Origin of the sequence: Microbacterium sp. 4R-513, assembly GCF_011046485.1 — a bacterium.
Classification (GTDB): domain Bacteria; phylum Actinomycetota; class Actinomycetes; order Actinomycetales; family Microbacteriaceae; genus Microbacterium.
The window spans coordinates 3,298,060-3,314,123 of the sequence record NZ_CP049256.1 but is presented as its reverse complement, the minus strand read 5'-3'; the positions used below and the strand labels follow the sequence as shown (position 1 = coordinate 3,314,123).

At 69.8% G+C, this 16,064-nt stretch carries 12 protein-coding genes; 5 read left to right on the top strand and 7 right to left on the bottom strand.

The genetic code is table 11. From position 1 onward, the window contains the following. Position 1 precedes the first annotated feature (1 nt). The 3 genes from G5T42_RS14635 to ileS are packed head-to-tail and all read right to left on the bottom strand — an operon-like array spanning position 2 to position 5,144. Positions 2-415: a DUF4233 domain-containing protein gene (locus G5T42_RS14635; RefSeq protein WP_165129524.1), complete on the bottom strand. Its 414-nt coding sequence runs from the start codon at positions 413-415 to the stop codon at positions 2-4. Further along, positions 412-1,764 (bottom strand): folylpolyglutamate synthase/dihydrofolate synthase family protein, encoded by a 1,353-nt coding sequence (locus G5T42_RS14630; RefSeq protein ID WP_165129523.1) that lies wholly within the window; start codon positions 1,762-1,764, stop codon positions 412-414. Before G5T42_RS14630 ends, G5T42_RS14635 begins: the two co-directional genes overlap by 4 nt. Further along, positions 1,761-5,144: an isoleucine--tRNA ligase gene (gene ileS, locus G5T42_RS14625; RefSeq protein WP_165129522.1), complete on the bottom strand. Its 3,384-nt coding sequence runs from the start codon at positions 5,142-5,144 to the stop codon at positions 1,761-1,763. Before ileS ends, G5T42_RS14630 begins: the two co-directional genes overlap by 4 nt. 328 nt (positions 5,145-5,472) lie before the next feature. Here ileS and G5T42_RS14620 point away from each other — a divergent pair, with 328 nt between their 5' ends. Together G5T42_RS14620 and G5T42_RS14615 are read left to right on the top strand one after the other, a co-directional pair. Beyond that, positions 5,473-6,789 (top strand): MFS transporter, encoded by a 1,317-nt coding sequence (locus G5T42_RS14620; protein ID WP_165129521.1) that lies wholly within the window; start codon positions 5,473-5,475, stop codon positions 6,787-6,789. Beyond that, the gene (locus G5T42_RS14615; RefSeq protein WP_165129520.1) at positions 6,790-7,446 is read left to right on the top strand and encodes a pentapeptide repeat-containing protein; all 657 of its coding nucleotides are present in this window, start codon (positions 6,790-6,792) and stop codon (positions 7,444-7,446) included. A 144-nt stretch (positions 7,447-7,590) separates the two neighbouring features. On the opposite strand, the gene G5T42_RS14610 is transcribed toward G5T42_RS14615, so the two are convergent. Then, the gene (locus G5T42_RS14610; RefSeq protein ID WP_165129519.1) at positions 7,591-8,439 is read right to left on the bottom strand and encodes a DUF559 domain-containing protein; all 849 of its coding nucleotides are present in this window, start codon (positions 8,437-8,439) and stop codon (positions 7,591-7,593) included. A 389-nt stretch (positions 8,440-8,828) separates the two neighbouring features. Here G5T42_RS14610 and valS point away from each other — a divergent pair, with 389 nt between their 5' ends. Together valS and G5T42_RS14600 are read left to right on the top strand one after the other, a co-directional pair. Next, the gene (valS, locus tag G5T42_RS14605; RefSeq protein WP_165129518.1) at positions 8,829-11,408 is read left to right on the top strand and encodes a valine--tRNA ligase; all 2,580 of its coding nucleotides are present in this window, start codon (positions 8,829-8,831) and stop codon (positions 11,406-11,408) included. 2 nt (positions 11,409-11,410) lie between these two features. Further along, positions 11,411-11,665 carry a hypothetical protein gene (locus G5T42_RS14600; RefSeq protein WP_165129517.1) on the top strand — a complete coding sequence of 85 codons (255 nt, stop codon included), beginning with the start codon at positions 11,411-11,413 and terminating at the stop codon, positions 11,663-11,665. Positions 11,666-11,734: 69 nt separating this feature from the next. On the opposite strand, the gene G5T42_RS14595 is transcribed toward G5T42_RS14600, so the two are convergent. The 3 genes from G5T42_RS14595 to G5T42_RS14585 are packed head-to-tail and all read right to left on the bottom strand — an operon-like array spanning position 11,735 to position 13,913. Then, positions 11,735-13,087: an MFS transporter gene (locus tag G5T42_RS14595; RefSeq protein WP_165129516.1), complete on the bottom strand. Its 1,353-nt coding sequence runs from the start codon at positions 13,085-13,087 to the stop codon at positions 11,735-11,737. Further along, positions 13,084-13,281, bottom strand: a complete 198-nt coding sequence (locus G5T42_RS14590; protein ID WP_165129515.1) for a hypothetical protein — start codon at positions 13,279-13,281, stop codon at positions 13,084-13,086. Before G5T42_RS14590 ends, G5T42_RS14595 begins: the two co-directional genes overlap by 4 nt. After that, positions 13,278-13,913 carry a helix-turn-helix domain-containing protein gene (locus tag G5T42_RS14585; RefSeq protein WP_165129514.1) on the bottom strand — a complete coding sequence of 212 codons (636 nt, stop codon included), beginning with the start codon at positions 13,911-13,913 and terminating at the stop codon, positions 13,278-13,280. The genes G5T42_RS14590 and G5T42_RS14585 overlap by 4 nt, the downstream gene beginning before the upstream one ends. A 92-nt stretch (positions 13,914-14,005) precedes the next feature. On the opposite strand from G5T42_RS14585, the gene G5T42_RS14580 reads away from it, so the two are divergent. Next, positions 14,006-16,057, top strand: a complete 2,052-nt coding sequence (locus G5T42_RS14580; RefSeq protein ID WP_165129513.1) for a M3 family metallopeptidase — start codon at positions 14,006-14,008, stop codon at positions 16,055-16,057. Positions 16,058-16,064: the final 7 nt, after the last annotated feature.

The window sequence follows — 16,064 nt, the reverse complement described above, 5'->3', positions numbered from 1 at the left end:
TTCAGTCTCCGTTCGCGTTCTCGGCCTCGGCGGCCAGTCGGGCGTTCCGCCTGTCGAGCGACGCCCCCTTGATCGTCGCATACGCCCACATGCCGCCGAAAATCAGCGCGACGATCGCGAGCGCGGGAAGCAGCAGGGCTCCGAGCAGGAGGATCGCCTGCAGCACCCAGCCGACGACGATCGCCCAGCGGTGCCGGAGAAGTCCTGCCGTCAGCAGCATCAGGATCGCCAGGACGGTTCCCGCGACGATCCCCCACCATGCGGGAATGCCGGCGGGGAGCGCCTGCAGCCCGAACACCGCGAGACCTCCGAGGAAGACGACGACCGACTCGAACACGAGCACGATCGAGCCGAGCGACTCCGCCGCTCCCCTGGCCCGGCGGGCAGGTCGCGGCGCGTCTGCGGCGGCCGTCACTCCGACCACCCCGACTTCCAGTCCTCTGCTGCAGCGAGCGCAAGCGCCTCACCGGCGAGCACCACCGATCCTGCGATGACGACGGCGCGCCGATCGGATGCGGAGGCCCACTCCCGCGCCGCGTCCGAGGCATCCGCGACATCGCCGTGCACGGTCACCGCGAGACCCGCGAGCTCCGCGAGGTCGGCGATGCGGTCAGCGTCGTTGGCGCGATCGGAGGCGGGCGCGGTCGCGAAGACGTGGGTTGCGACGGGTGCGAGAGCGGCGACGATTCCGGCGGCATCCTTGTCGGCGAGGATGCCGAGCACGACGCCCCACTCGTCGAAGTCGAACGACTCGCGCAGGGCCTCGACCAGCGCCCGCGCGCCGTGCGGGTTGTGCGCCGCGTCGACGAGGACGGTCGGGCTCACCCCGACGAGCTGCAGGCGGCCGGGCGACGTCGACTGACCGAGCCCCTCGGCGAGGATGTCCCCCGTGATGGGCTGCGTGCCGCCGCCGATGAGCGACTCGACGGCCGCGATGGCGAGCGCCGCGTTGAAGCCCTGGTGCGCACCGTACAGCGGGAGGTACTCGTCCTCGTACACCCCGGCGAGGCCGCGCACCGTGATGGCCTGACCGCCCACGGCGAGCCGGCCCTCCGCGAGCGCGAAGTCCTGCCCCTCGAACGCGATGGTCGCGCCCTTCTCCGCCGCCGCGGCGCGCAGCACCTGCTCCGCGGCGGCATCCTGACGTGACGACACGACGGCCGCTCCGTCCTTGATGATCCCGGCCTTGACCGACGCGATCTCGCCGATCGTCTCGCCGAGCCGGTCGGCGTGGTCCAGATCGATCGGCGCGATCACCGCGACGTCTCCGTCCGCCGTGTTCGTGGAGTCCCACGAGCCCCCCATGCCGACTTCGACCACCGCGACGTCGACGGGGGCGTCGGCGAACGCGACGAAGGCGAGCACCGTGAGCAGCTCGAAGAACGTCAGCGGCGCATCGCCCGCGGCCGCCAGCTCGGCGTCCACGAGGCCGATGAAGGGCTCGACTTCGTCCCAGGCCTCGGCGATCGCGGCGTCGTCGATCGGCTCGCCGTCGATCATGATGCGCTCCGTGAAGCGCTCGAGGTGCGGGCTGGTGAAGAGTCCCGTCCGCAGGCCGTGGGCCCGCACGAGGCTCTCGATCATGCGGCTCGTCGACGTCTTGCCGTTCGTCCCCGTCACGTGCACGACGCGATACGTGCGCTGTGGGTCGTCGAGCAGCTCGAGCACCCGTCGCGTGCGCTCTACGCGGGGCTGCACCCACCGCTCACCCTGCCGCTGCAGGAGTGCCGTGTAGACGGCGTCCGCGCGCTCCCGGTCGCTCATGCCTGACCCACCTTCGTGACGGCGACGCGGAAGGCGCCGCGATTGGCGAAGTCGCCGCCCGCGTGCTCACGCACATGGTCGCTCGGTGCGGAGGCGCTCGCGAGCACGGCGCCATCGGCGAGCAGTGTCTGTCCCTCTGGCCCGAGCACGGCGTAGTCGAGGGCGAGCGTCTCGCCCGCGACATCCGCGACCGCGAACGCCTGCGCGACAGCCTGAGCGTCCTCTGCGTCGTCGAACGACAGGCGAAGGTCGATGCGGTCGCTCACCTCGAAGCCCGCCGCCTTGCGCGTGTCCTGCACGGCCCGGATGACGTCGCGCGCCAGCCCCTCTGCCTCCAGCTCCGGGGTGGTCGCGGTGTCGAGCAGCACGAAGCCGCCGTCGCCGAGGAGGGCGATCGCCGTGTCCTCACCCACGCCGCCGGCTTCGAGCGCGAGCTCGTACTCGCCGGCCTCGAGCGCGATGCCGTCGACGACGACCGTGCCGTCCACCTCTTCCCACACGCCCGCCTTCGCGCCGGCGATGACGTGCTGCACCTGCTTGCCGAGTCGAGGCCCCGCGGCACGCGCGTTGACGCTCAGGCGCCGGGTGATGCCGTAGCGCTCCGCGACGTCGTCGCCGAGCTCCACCAGCTCGACCTGCTTGACGTTGAGCTCGTCGCGCAGGATGTCGTCGAACTGGGCGAGGGACGAGGCATCCCGGATCACGACCGTGAGGCGGGGAAGCGGGAGCCGGACGCGCTTGCCCACCCTCTTGCGAAGGGCGTTGGCGACGCTGGATGCCTCGCGCACGGCGTCCATCGCGGAGCGGATGTCGTCGGCGGCGGGGAAGGCGTCGGCGTCCGGCCAGTCCTCGAGGTGCACGCTGCGCCCGCCCGTGAGGTCCTGCCAGATGCGCTCCGACACGAGCGGGATGAGCGGGGCTGCGACCCGGGCGAGCGTCTCGAGCACCGTGTACAGCGTGTCGAACGCCTCGGTCGACCGCGGGTCCTCGGTCACGCCGAGCCAGAAGCGGTCGCGCGAGCGCCGGATGTACCAGTTCGTCAGCGCCTCGGCGAAGTCGCGGAGCTTGGCCGCCGCCATCGTCGAGTCGAGCGCTTCGAGGTCGGCCGCGACATCCCGCACGAGATCCCCCGTGAGGGCGAGGATGTGGCGATCGAGCACGTCGGTCGAGTCCGTGCGCCAGGATGCCTCGTACCCGCCGCCGCCCGCACCGCGCGCCGCATTGGCGTACGTCGCGAAGAAGTACCAGGCGTTCCACAGCGGCAGGAGGAACTCCCGCACGCCGGCGCGGATGCCCTCCTCCGTCACGACGAGGTTCCCGCCGCGCAGGACCGAGCTCGCCATGAGGAACCAGCGCATCGCGTCGGAGCCGTCACGGTCGAAGACCTCGCTGACGTCGGGGTAGTTCCGCAGCGACTTCGACATCTTGAGGCCGTCGCTGCCGAGCACGATGCCGTGGCACGAGACGCCCGTGAACGCCGGCCGGTCGAAGAGAGCGGTCGACAGCACGTGCATGACGTAGAACCAGCCGCGCGTCTGGCCGATGTACTCGACGATGAAGTCGGCCGGCGAGTGCTCGTCGAACCACTCCTGGTTCTCGAACGGGTAGTGCACCTGCGCGTAGGGCATCGAGGCCGAGTCGAACCAGACGTCCAGGACGTCCTCGATGCGGCGCATCGTCGAGAGGCCGGTGGGGTCGTCCGGGTTGGGCCGCGTCAGGTCGTCGATGAACGGCCGGTGCAGGTCGACCTCGCCCTCTGTGTTCCGCGGAAGCCGGCCGAAGTCGCGTTCGAGCTCCTCCAGCGAGCCGTACACGTCGACGCGCGGGTACTCGGGGTCGTCGCTCTTCCAGACGGGGATCGGCGAGCCCCAGTATCGGTTGCGGCTGATCGACCAGTCGCGCGCGCCCTCGAGCCACTTGCCGAACTGGCCGTGCTTGACGTTCTCGGGCACCCACGTGATCTGCTCGTTGCCCGCGAGCATGCGGTCCTTGAAGTCCGTCACGCGCACGAACCAGCTCGACACGGCCTTGTAGATGAGGGGGTTCCGGCAGCGCCAGCAATGCGGGTACGAGTGCTCGTAGCTCGCCTCGCGCAGCAGACGCGCCTCGTCGCGCAGCAGACGGATGAGCGGGCGGTTCGCGTCCATCCACAGCTCGCCCGCGACATCCGTCACCTGGGGAAGGAACCGGCCGCCGTCGTCGAGACTCATGATCAGCGGGATGCCGGCCGCCTCGGTGACGCGCTGGTCATCCTCGCCGTACGCCGGCGCCTGGTGGACGATGCCCGTGCCGTCGGCGGTCGTGACGTAGTCGTCGACGAGGATCCGCCAGGCGTCCCCCGTGCCCCAGGTCGAGGCATCCGCGTAGTAGTCGAAGAGCCGGTCGTACGTGACGTCCTGCAGCTCGCTTCCGAGCACCGTCTGCACGACGGCGTCCCGCGCGGCGTCGGCGGACTCGTACCCGAGGTCCTTCGCGTAGCCCGCGAGCAGCTCGTCCGCGAGGAGGTACCGGTGCGCGGTCGCCTCGACGGGATCGTCGCCCGGGTGCACGTCGGCGGCGCCGTTCGGCCCGCCGGGCACGACGACGTAGCGGATGTCCGGTCCCACCGCGAGTGCGAAGTTCGTCGGGAGCGTCCAGGGCGTCGTCGTCCATGCCAGGGCCCGGACGCCCGTCAGCCCGAGCGCCTCGGCCTTCGCGCCGGTGAGGGGGAACGTGACGGTGACAGAGGGGTCCTGCCGCATCCGGTAGACGTCGTCGTCCATGCGCAGCTCATGGCTGGACAGCGGCGTCTCGTCCCGCCAGCAGTACGGCAGCACGCGGTAGCCCTCGTACGCGAGGCCCTTGTCGTGGAGCGTCTTGAAGGCCCAGAGCACCGACTCCATATACGTCGGGTCGAGCGTCTTGTAGCCGCGCTCGAAGTCGACCCAGCGCGCCTGGCGGGTGACGTAGTCCTCCCACTCACGCGTGTACTCGAGCACCGACGCGCGCGCCTTCGCGTTGAAGGTCGCGACGCCCATGCGCTCGATCTCGTCCTTCTCTGTGATGCCGAGCTGCTTCATCGCCTCGAGCTCGGCGGGCAGGCCGTGGGTGTCCCAGCCGAAGACGCGGTCGACCTTCTTGCCGCGCATCGTCTGGAAGCGCGGGAACAGGTCCTTCGCGTAGCCCGTCAGAAGGTGCCCGTAGTGCGGGAGTCCGTTGGCGAAGGGCGGGCCGTCGTAGAAGACCCACTCCTCGGCTCCGTCGCGGTTGGCGATCGAGGCGCGGAACGTGTCGTCCTCGGCCCAGAACGCGAGCGTCTCGCGCTCGATGTCGGGGAAGCGCGGGCTGGGGGTCACCGCATCAGCGGCAGGTCCGAACGCGGAGGGGCGGGGATAGGCCATCTTCTCGTCTCGCAGGGTCTCGTCACTTCGGCTTCTGCCGGGACGACACGGCCTGGACAGCTGACCAGACGCACCGCGGTACCACCCTGCATTGACGGATGCCGAGGCATCCGTCCCCTCTCACTGCGGCTGTGACGGGCCTGCCCCGCTCGGTTCTACTGAGGACCGGAGTCCCGTTCTTCCGAGAGCTCCCCGGTGATGGCCGGATCGATGCTCGTCCCCCGATTCTACCGGCCCGGCGCAACCCCCTGCCGCCGGACAGGCGTGGGCGGATGACGCCGGGAATGCGGCATCCGGATCCGGAGTTTCTGGACTCGTGCCAAAATCGATGTCCGTGACCACCGCTCCCCCCGCTCCCGCCACCCTTCCCGGCTCCGCTGCGCCCGCTCGTCGCGTCGCGTGGGCGTCGATGGTCGGCACCTCCCTCGAGTCGTTCGACTTCTACGTCTACGCGTACTTCGCCGCCTTCTTCGTCGGCCCGCTCTTCTTCGACCCGCTGGGCGCGGTCGGCAGCACCTTCGCCGCGTTCTCGACGATCGCCCTCGCGTTCGTCGTGCGGCCGATCGGCGCGGCGATCTTCGGTCACATGGGCGACCGCCTGGGCCGCCGCGCGACGCTGCTCTGGACGGTCGGCATCATGGGGGTCGCGACGGGGCTCATCGGCGTGCTGCCGACCTACGCGCAGGCCGGATGGCTGGGCGCCGTCCTGCTCATCCTGCTGCGCATCGCGCAGGGACTCTCGCTCGGCGGCGAGTGGGGCGGATCGATCCTCCTCGCGACCGAGCACTCGGGTCCGGTGAAGCGGGCGTTCTACGCCGCGATTCCGCAGCTGGGCTCGCCTGTCGGCTCCATCCTGTCGGCCGCCGTCTTCATCGTCATGACGATCGCGCTGCCGGCCGACCAGCTCGCCGCGTGGGGCTGGCGCATCCCGTTCCTCCTGGCCTTCCCGCTCCTCCTCGTCTCGCTCTACCTGCGCTGGTCGATCGACGAGACGCCCGTCTTCGAGAACGTCGTCGCGACAGGCCGCCGCGACCGCATCCCGTTCCTCACGATGTTCCGGGTGCGTCCCGTCGCGATCCTCATCGCGATCGGCGCGGCGCTGCTCGGCATCGGCTCGTACTCGCTCATGAACACGTACACGATCAACTACGGCGTGGAACGGCTGGGCTTCAGCTTCCAGGACCTCCTCGTCGCCACGACGATCGGCGCTCTCCTGCAGCTCGTCACGATCCCGCTCTTCGGCGCGTGGGCGAGCCGCATCGGCTCCGCGAGGGTCGTCGCGTGGGGTGCCCTCGGCACGCTGCTCATCGCATTCCCGATGTACTGGCTGCTGCAGTTCGCGACGTTCCCTATCCTCGTCGCGACGATGATCATCGGCGGCATCCTCCCGACGATGTCGTGGGCGGCGCTCGGCGGTCTCATGAACGACCTGTTCCCCGACCACTTCCGCTACTCCGCGCTGTCGGTCGCCTATGCCATCGCCGCCACGATCTCGGGCTTCGTACCGCTCGTCACGGTGGCGCTCGGAGATGCGACGGACTTCGCGTGGTGGCATCCTGGCGTCGTGCTCGCGATCCTCTCGGCGGTGACCCTCGTCTCGGCGTGGGCCGCGTCGCGCCGCCGTCCGGAGCCCGAGGAAGGCTGAGTGCCGCGCGCCCGCGGTCCTCTTCCGCCCCGCATCTCGGCTCCCGATCTGCCGCGGCAGCTCGATGACGTGAAAGGGCTCGAACGGCACGCCGACATCATGGGCGCCCGCATCGGAGGCCTCGAGGGAGAGGTGGATGCCTCGCACGCCCGCCTCTCGGAGTGCACGGTGGCCGAGGCATCCGTCTCCCGTCTCGATGTGACCGGCGCGACGCTCACCGATATCGAGCTGTCCGACGTGCGGGCGACCGAGGTCGTCGGCCGCGAGGCCCGATGGCGCAACGTGCTCGTCGCGGGCGGACGGATCGGCACGCTCGACCTCTCGGGAGCCGAGCTCGACAGCGTCGAGCTGCGCGGGGTGCGGGTCGACTACCTATCGCTGCGGGGTGCGACGGCGGGTGACGTGCTGGTCACCGGCTGCACGATCGGCGCCCTCGACCTTCCGCTCGCGACGCTCTCGCGCGCCCGCTTCGAGGGTTCGCGCGCCGACGAGGTCGAGACCGACGGACTGCGCGCCGAGCACGTCGACCTGCGCGGCCTCGAGGCGCTGGCGTTCACGAGGCCAGAGGCGCTGCGCGGCGTAACCCTCTCGCCCCGCCAGGTGGAGCTCTTCGCCTCGGCCTTCGCCGCCGCCCTCGGCATCGACGTCCAGGACTGACGCCCGCCCTCGCTTTCTCGGGCATGGTGCCCTCCCGAGGAGCGGAGGGGATCCGAGGAACGGAGGGCGCCCCGCACGATTTCGCCCTCCCCTCCTGGGTTCTCCTCCGCACGTCCGGAGGAGCGGAGAATGCCGCGGCTGCGGTTACGCGGCGCGGTGGAGTCCCTGGGCCACGGCCCGCATGAGGAGGTCCTGCACCTCGGGCCAGCGATGCACGACCTGGTCGTACCCCACTCGCAGCACGTGATAGCCCGCGAGCATGAGGGCCGCATCGTGCGAGATGTCGCTCGTGCGCTGGACGCCGACATGATGCGCGCCGTCGATCTGGAGGATGAGCCGATCCCCGATCAGGAAGTCGACGCGATGGCCGGCAATCCACGCCTGCGGGATGATCCTGAGCCCCAACCATCGGAGCCGAGGAGGCACGAAAGACTCCAGGCCCGAGTCGGCGAAGGGATTGGCCTCCTCGAGGAGGCGGCGCGCAGTCGCGCTCAGATTCAATCGAGCCAGCGTCGGGCGATCGACCAAGCCCTTCCGCAACGCCGACTCCCAGACCGCGAGCGCTTCATCGTGCGGGACGCATGACGCGGTGAGACAGAGCACGTTCTCCACGGAATCGACCACCGTGTCCGGCGACCGCGGTACGAGAGGGCGGGACCAGTGCACGGCGGTGCCGGCTGGGACGTCGACGCGGCCTTGTGAGGTCCCGGCCGCCACATGGATGCGGTCGGCGCGGAGCACCCACAGGCCGAGCCGCTGGGCCTGTGTCACGCACGTGAGCACGACTCCACCCCGGGCCGCTCGCAGCACGTTGGGGTCGGCATCCGGAACAGCCAGCCACACCCGCCGCACCCGGGTGAGCAGGCGCCCCTGGATGGCGGCGTCGATGACCCACTGGGAGTGGCCCTGCGTGATGGCGGAGGTGCTTCGCATCGCACCACCCGCCGCCCGCACGGCGGCGACGAGGAACTGCACGCGATCTGCCAGAGTCATGCGGCCCATGCTCGCGCCGCTCGAGCCCGCTTGCGCTTCGACGGGCGCCATCCGGGCACTCGCGGGCCGGCGCCCGGGCTGGGGAGGAGCCGCGATCGCCCCACCCCGGCGGGGGGGGGATTCGCGGCAAGGAGGCGGCTCTCGGCATCCCGACCCTCCGCACCCCGGCCGCGCCGCCGAGGAGCGGCGGCGATCCGAGCGAAGGAGGGGCTTTCCTAGGATTCGACCCTCCGCCGGCCGATTCCCCCTCCGCTCGTCGGCCGCCGCGACGCCCGGACAGATACCGCGGACTCGCGCCGAGCGGGGTTGCGTGCGGCCGGTAGAATCGTCGGACATCCCACACTCAGGCACGCTCACACAGTGCCGCACATATCGCCGAGGAGACCCCCATGGCCGATGCGCTCATTCCCGACAAGCCCGCACTCGAGGGTCTCGAAGACAAGTGGGATGCCTCGTGGCGCGAGCGCGGCACGTATCTGTTCGACCGGGCCAAGGCCGCCGAGGTCGGGCGCGCAGGGATCTTCTCGGTCGACACTCCCCCGCCCACCGCATCGGGGAGCCTGCACATCGGGCACGTCTTCAGCTACACGCACACCGACGTGAAGGTGCGCTACGAGCGCATGCGCGGCAAGACGGTGTTCTACCCGATGGGCTGGGATGACAACGGCCTTCCGACCGAGCGTCGGGTGCAGAACTACTACGGCGTTCGGTGCGACCCGAGCCTGCCGTATGTGCCGGACTTCACGCCCCCGTACGAGGGCGGCGACAACAAGAGCAGCAAGGCCGCCGACCAGGTGCCTGTCAGCCGCCGCAACTTCATCGATCTCTGCGAGAAGCTCACGGTGGAGGACGAGAAGCACTTCGAGGCGCTGTGGCGCAAGCTCGGCCTGAGCGTCGACTGGACGCAGACCTACCGCACGATCTCGGACGAGACGATCCGGACGAGCCAGCTCGCATTCCTCCGGAACCTCGAGCGCGGCGAGGCGTACCAGGCGCTCGCACCGACGCTGTGGGACATCGACTTCCGCTCGGCGATCGCACAGGCCGAGCTCGAGGACCGCGAGCAGCCGGCGGCCTACCACCGCGTGGCCTTCCACAAGACCGACGGCTCGGGCGACGTCTTCATCGAGACCACCCGGCCCGAGCTCCTCGCGGCGTGCGTGGCTCTCGTCGCCCACCCGGACGACGAGCGGTACCAGCCGCTCTTCGGCTCGACCGTGCGCACCCCGATCTTCGACGTCGAGGTGCCGGTGCTCCCCCACACGCTCGCTCAGCAGGACAAGGGCTCGGGCATCGCCATGATCTGCACCTTCGGCGACGTGACCGACATCATCTGGTGGCGCGAGCTCGACCTGCCGAATCGCACGATCCTGGGCATGGACGGGCGCGTGCTCGCCGACGCGCCGGACGTGATCGTGACGGATGCCGCGAAGGCGGCGTACGCCGAGCTCGCGGGCAAGACGGTGTTCAGCGCCAAGAAGCGCATGGTCGAGCTGCTGCAGGAGTCGGGCGAGCTCATCGGCGACCCCAAGCCCTTCACGCACCCGGTGAAGTTCTACGAGAAGGGCGATCGGCCGCTTGAGATCGTCTCGACGCGGCAGTGGTACGTCCGCAACGGAGCGCGCGACGCGGCTCTGCGCGACAAGCTCATCGCCCTCGGCCAGGAGATGTCGTGGCATCCCGAGTTCATGCGCGTGCGCTTCGAGAACTGGACCAACGGCCTGACCGGCGACTGGCTCGTCTCGCGCCAGCGGTTCTTCGGCGTGCCGATCCCGGTCTGGTACGGCCTCGACGATAACGGCGAGCGCGACTACGACTCCGTGATCGTGCCGAGCCTCGACCAGCTCCCCGTCGACCCGACGACCGACGTCCCGCCCGGTTACACGGCCGAGCAGCGCGGTGTGCCGGGCGGCTTCGAGGGCGAGAAGGACATCTTCGACACCTGGGCGACCTCATCGCTCACGCCGCAGCTCGCGGGCGGGTGGGAGCGCGACAGCGAGCTGTGGGACCTCGTCGCACCGTTCGACCTGCGCCCCCAGGGTCAGGACATCATCCGGACCTGGCTCTTCTCGACTCTCCTGCGCAGCGCGCTCGAAGACGGTCGCGCGCCGTGGACGGATGCCGCGATCTCGGGCTTCATCGTCGACCCCGACCGCAAGAAGATGTCCAAGTCGAAGGGCAACGTCGTGACGCCCGCCGATATCCTCGAGCAGCACGGGTCGGATGCCGTGCGCTACTGGGCCGCGTCGAGCCGGCTCGGCACGGACGCCGCCTTCGATCCGCAGAACCCGACGCAGATCAAGATCGGCCGCCGCCTCGCGATCAAGGTGCTCAACGCCGCCAAGTTCGTGCTCTCGTTCCCCGTCCCCGAGGGGGCAGAGGTAACGCACGCGCTCGACGCATCGATGCTCGCGACTCTCGACGGCGTGGTGCGCGACGCGACGAAGGCGCTCGAGGCGTACGACCACGCGCGAGCGCTCGAGATCGCCGAGTCGTTCTTCTGGACGTTCTGCGACGACTACCTCGAGCTCGTGAAGGAGCGCGCCTACAACCAGGCCGACGTCGGCCAGGCATCGGCGGCGCTGGCCCTGCGGATCGCGCTCGAGACGCTCCTGCGCCTGTTCGCGCCGGTTCTCGCCTTCGCGGCGGAGGAGGCGTGGTCGTGGTTCCACGACGACTCCGTGCACCTCGCCGAGTGGCCCGAGCCCCTCGGGATCGACGGCGACCCGGCTGTGCTCAACGCCGTCAGCGAGGCTCTCGTCGGCGTGCGGCGGGCGAAGACCGAGGCCAAGGCCTCGCAGAAGACACCCGTGGCCCGCTTGGCGATCGCGGGGCCCGAGGCATCCGTCGCCGCCCTGCGGCTCGCCGAGGGCGATCTGAAGGCCGTCGGACGCATCGCCGAGGTCGAATACGCGGATGCCGAGGCCATCGCGGTCGCCGACATCGAACTTGCACCCGTGGAGGTCTGACAATGCAGCTGGGAACGCGATGGACATCCGGCGACCAGCCGCCGGCCGGGGTCCCCGAGGCTCTCGTACGCGGCGTGCGCGGCGTCGACGACGCGACCCCCAAGGACGAGCTCGGTCAGCCGCGCCCCCGGTGGACGCTGACGTGGCTCGAGGGCCGGCCGATCGCCGAGCTCGACACGGGCGTCATCGTGACGCTCGACGACGACGGCGAGCCGGTCGTGCGGCATGACGACGAGACGAGCTTCGGCGGTCACTGACCCCGGGGTCACTGACCCCGCAGTCACACGGCCCGCGGTTACATGGCCTGCGGTTATATGGCCCGCGGGTCAGACCGCGTGCGGGTCGCCGACCTCGGCGCCGGCTTTGCGCGTGCCCACGACGAGCAGGTGCGCGCCGCAGACCGTCGCGACCAGGATGAACACGCCCGCCGCGACGAACGGCAGCCGGAGTGAGGTCTGCGCGACCCAGCCGCCGAGGAGCGTTGCGATCGAGAACATGCCCCATGTGCAGGTGCGGATGATGCCGAGGACGCGTCCGAAGAGTCGCGCGGGCACGATCTGCTGACGAAGGGCGCCCCACGGCACGTTCCAGACCGAGATCGAGAACGCGCCGAAAGCGTAGGCCGCGCTGGCGGACCAGACCTCGGGCATAACCCCTGTCAGGCCGAGACCGAGGGCCGCGCCGACGTTGGCGCCCAGCATGACCCAGCCTCGTCCGAACTGCTCGACCAGACGCGGGGCGACGAGGGATCCGCCGAGCGCGCCGACGCCGATGCCGGCCGTGACGAAGCCGATCGCGTACGGCTGCACGCCCAGGTCGTCGAGGAAGTACAGGATGGTCGCGGCCTGCGCGAACGAGAGCGCGCTTCCGACGAGTGACGTGTAGATCGTCATCGTGCGCAGGTACTTGTGGTGCCACAGGTATGAGACGGCCTCTCGGGCGCTCGTCTTCGACGGTGCTCGAGGCACCGGCGCGGGAACGGGCTCGGCCACCGGGCCCGCCGTGGCGACGTCGGGGGCCGCGGCATCCGTCACCCTGTCGTCCTCGCGAAGCGGGCGCGCCGCCGAGATCGGCAGCAGCAGCGCGAGCACGATCGGCACGAGGTATCCCGCCGATCCGATCCAGAGCGGCAGCGCGAGCGAGACGGCGAACAGGACGCCCGCGATGGGCTGCGCGATGAACATGTCGATGGTGATCTGCGCCGCCTGCATGCGCCCGTTGGCGCGGTCGAGCTGCGGGCGGGTGACGACCCCCGGGATGACGGCGTTCGTCGCGTTGTCGAAGAGCGTCTCACCGAGGCCGAAGATCAGGGTGCCGAGGAACAGCGCCCAGAGCTCCAAGCCGCCGCTGACGGTGAGGATCGCGAGCCAGAGGGCCACACCCCCGCGGATCCCGTTCGCGATCGCCATGATGATGCGACGGTCGAAGCGGTCGACGATCATGCCTGCGGGGAGGCCGAAGATCAGCCATGGGAGGAAGGCGAGGGCGCCGATCACCGAGATCGCGAGCGGATCACGGGTGAGGGTGGTCGCGATGAGCGGGACGGCCGTGCGGCCGAGGCCGTCGGCGAGGTTGCTGAAGGCGGCGGCGGTCCAGAGCTTTGCGAAGTCGCGGCCGAGCGGGGCCCTGCTTCTCCGCTCGGCCGCAGACGCTTCGGTCTTCTCCACGGTGCCGGTCATCGCGGCATGATCCCGATCGCCGCGAGTGCCTGCGCCTGCGTGCGCGAGGCGTCGTGCTGGATCGCGGCCACCGGAGTCGCGGCGGCACGGCGCTGGACGCGACCGGCGACGAAGGCGTCGAGGGCGGATGCCGTGCGAAGAAGCGCGCGGTCGACCGCGGTCGTGGAGATCTGGTGCGAGGTCATTGCGGTCATGCCTGGTCCTCCAATTCGGGGAGGGGAAAGACGTCGGCGCGGATGGTGACGGGCCGGACGTCGTCCCCGGTCTGGTTGCGGTACTTGTCCACGGCCTCATCGATCAAGGCCATGATGTTGCGGGTGAGCTCGGTGCTCTGCTCGGGGGTGAGACGGGCGGTGGCGGTCGAGACCATGCTCGCCTCCTGCCAGTCGTCCGGTTCCTTGGAAAGCCCGCGGTCGATGAACCGCAGCAGCTGCTCCTGACGGAGCTGGAAGAACTCGCTCATGACGATCTGCGTCGCGGCTCGCCCGGACGGGGTCTTGAGGGCCTCGCCATTGGCGAACGATACGCCGCCGATCGGGCGCTCCCACCAGCGCTCACGCGCCGATCCGCGGCCGTCGACCTCGCGGATGAGGTCGTGCTTCGCGAGGGCTCGGAGGTGGTAGCTCGTCGATCCGCTCGACTCCCCCAGTCGCTCGGCCAGCGAGCTGGCCGTCTGCGGTCCGTACTGGCTGAGGATGTCGTAGATCCGGACGCGCAGCGGGTGCGCGAGGGCTCGAAGAGCGCCGGTGTCGAGGATGCGGTCCTGAGCATGCCGGGCCTCGACGCGTGCGGCTGCCGAGAGCTCCGCTGCCTGCTGTTCGTCCATGAAGACAGAGTAGAGCTTGCAAAGACGTCTTTGCAAGAAGTTCTTTGCAAAGATTCCTAGGTGACCGCCGACGGCCCGATTAGGCTGATCGCATGGCGAACGAGAACCCCCTGCTCACCCCCAGCCCGCTCCCGTATCAGCTGCCCGACTACGCTGCGATCCAGCCGGCGCACTATCTGCCCGCCTTCGAGCAGGCGTTTGCGCAGCATCGCGACGAGATCTCCGCGATCACGCGAGTCCGATCGATGCCGACCTTCGAGAACACGATGGTGCCCCTCGAGGAGAGCGGGCGTCTTCTGGGCGACATCTCGCGGACCTTCTACACCGTCTCGTCCGCCGACGCGACGCCCGAGATCCAGCAGATCGAAGAGCAGCTCGCACCGCTGATGTCGGCGCATCAGGACTCCATCCAGCTCGACGGTCAGCTCTACTGGCGCATCAAGACTCTTCACGAGCAGCTGGACGAGCTCGACCTGGATGCCGAGCAGCGCTACCTGGTGGAGCGGCACTTCCGCGAGATGACGCAGGCCGGTGCAGGCCTCGACGACGACGCGAAGAAGCGGCTCACCGAGATCAACCAGCGCCTCTCGACCCTCACGACGACGTTCGAGAAGAACCTCCTGAACGACACCAACGAGCTGGCCGTGGTGTTCGACGATGCCGCCGATCTCGACGGCCTGCAGGAGGGCGAGCTGTCCGCGGCCGCCCAGGCGGCGGCCGACCGCGGACTCGAGGGCAAGTACCTCGTGACGCTCACGCTCTTCACCGGGCATCCGTATCTGTCGAGCCTCACGAACAGGCAGAGCCGCAAGCGGATCCTGGATGCCTCGCGGGCACGTGGCTCGCGCGGCAACGAGCACGACAATCGCGACGTCCTCCGCGAGATCGTCCGCCTGCGGGCCGAGCGTGCCGCACTCCTCGGATACGCCTCGCACGCGGCATTCGTGACCGCCGACGAGACTGCGGGTTCCCCCGAGGCGGTGCAGGACCTGCTTCGGAGGCTCGCCGCACCGGCCGCCCGCAACGCGCGGCGCGAGCAGGAGGCCCTCCAGGCCATCGTCGACGACGAGGCGGAGCCCTTCCCGCTGGAAGCGCACGACTGGGCGTTCTACACCGAGAAAGTCCGGCAGGCGGAGTACGACCTCGACCGGGCGGCGCTTCGCCCGTGGTTCGAGGCGGAGCGGGTCCTCCGCGACGGTGTGTTCCACGCCGCCACCGAGCTCTATGGCATCACATTCACCGAGCGGTCCGATCTCGGCGCATACCACCCGGACGCCCGCGTCTTCGAGGTGCACAACGCCGACGGCTCGCCGCTCGGACTCTTCGTCCTCGACCTCTACACGCGAGACACCAAGCGCGGCGGCGCGTGGATGAACTCGATCGTCTCGCAGTCCCGGCTGCGCGGCACGAGCCCGGTCGTCGTCAACAACCTGAACGTGCCCAAGCCCGCCCCCGGCAAGCCGACGCTGCTGAGCCTCGATGAGGTCACAACCCTCTTCCACGAGTTCGGGCATGCGCTCCACGGCCTGTTCGCCACGGTGACGTACCCGCACTTCGCCGGCACGAACGTGTTCCGCGACTTCGTGGAGTTCCCGAGCCAGGTGAACGAGATGTGGATCTACTGGCCCGAGGTGCTGGCGAAGTACGCGCGCCACATCGACACCGACGAGCCGCTTCCCGCGGAGGTCGTCGAGAAGCTCGACGCGTCGGAGACGTTCAACCAGGGCTTCGCGACCAGCGAATACCTCGCCGCGTCGTGGATCGATCAGGCATGGCACTCGCTCAGCGCCGCCGAGGCGGCGACCGAGATCGATGTCGCCGAGTTCGAGGCATCCGCTCTCGCCGATATCGGGCTCGACAACCCGGTGGTGCCGACCCGCTACTCCTCCACCTACTTCGCGCACGTGTTCTCCGGCGGCTACAGCGCGGGCTACTACTCGTACATCTGGAGCGAGGTTCTCGACGCCGACACCGTCGAGTGGTTCCGTGAGAACGGCGGGCTCACGCGCGGCAATGGCGACCGGTTCCGCCAGCGTCTTCTCGGCGTCGGCGGGTCCAAGGACCCCCTGGAGGCTTACCGGGACTTCCGTGGACGGGATGCCGAGATCGAGCCCCTTCTCAAGCGTCGCGGGCTCGCCGCCTGACGGTGGG

Excerpts from the sequence above, each read along its gene's own strand:
- valS (WP_165129518.1), top strand. The coding sequence starts at position 8,829 with ATGGCCGATGCGCTCATTCCCGACAAGCCCGCACTCGAGGGTCTCGAA.
- G5T42_RS14585 (WP_165129514.1), bottom strand. The coding sequence starts at position 13,913 with ATGGACGAACAGCAGGCAGCGGAGCTCTCGGCAGCCGCACGCGTCGAG.
- G5T42_RS14580 (WP_165129513.1), top strand. The coding sequence starts at position 14,006 with ATGGCGAACGAGAACCCCCTGCTCACCCCCAGCCCGCTCCCGTATCAG.
- G5T42_RS14595 (WP_165129516.1), bottom strand. The coding sequence starts at position 13,087 with ATGACCGGCACCGTGGAGAAGACCGAAGCGTCTGCGGCCGAGCGGAGA.
- G5T42_RS14610 (WP_165129519.1), bottom strand. The coding sequence starts at position 8,439 with ATGACTCTGGCAGATCGCGTGCAGTTCCTCGTCGCCGCCGTGCGGGCG.
- G5T42_RS14620 (WP_165129521.1), top strand. The coding sequence starts at position 5,473 with ATGTCCGTGACCACCGCTCCCCCCGCTCCCGCCACCCTTCCCGGCTCC.
- ileS (WP_165129522.1), bottom strand. The coding sequence starts at position 5,144 with ATGGCCTATCCCCGCCCCTCCGCGTTCGGACCTGCCGCTGATGCGGTG.
- G5T42_RS14630 (WP_165129523.1), bottom strand. The coding sequence starts at position 1,764 with ATGAGCGACCGGGAGCGCGCGGACGCCGTCTACACGGCACTCCTGCAG.
- G5T42_RS14590 (WP_165129515.1), bottom strand. The coding sequence starts at position 13,281 with ATGACCGCAATGACCTCGCACCAGATCTCCACGACCGCGGTCGACCGC.
- G5T42_RS14600 (WP_165129517.1), top strand. The coding sequence starts at position 11,411 with ATGCAGCTGGGAACGCGATGGACATCCGGCGACCAGCCGCCGGCCGGG.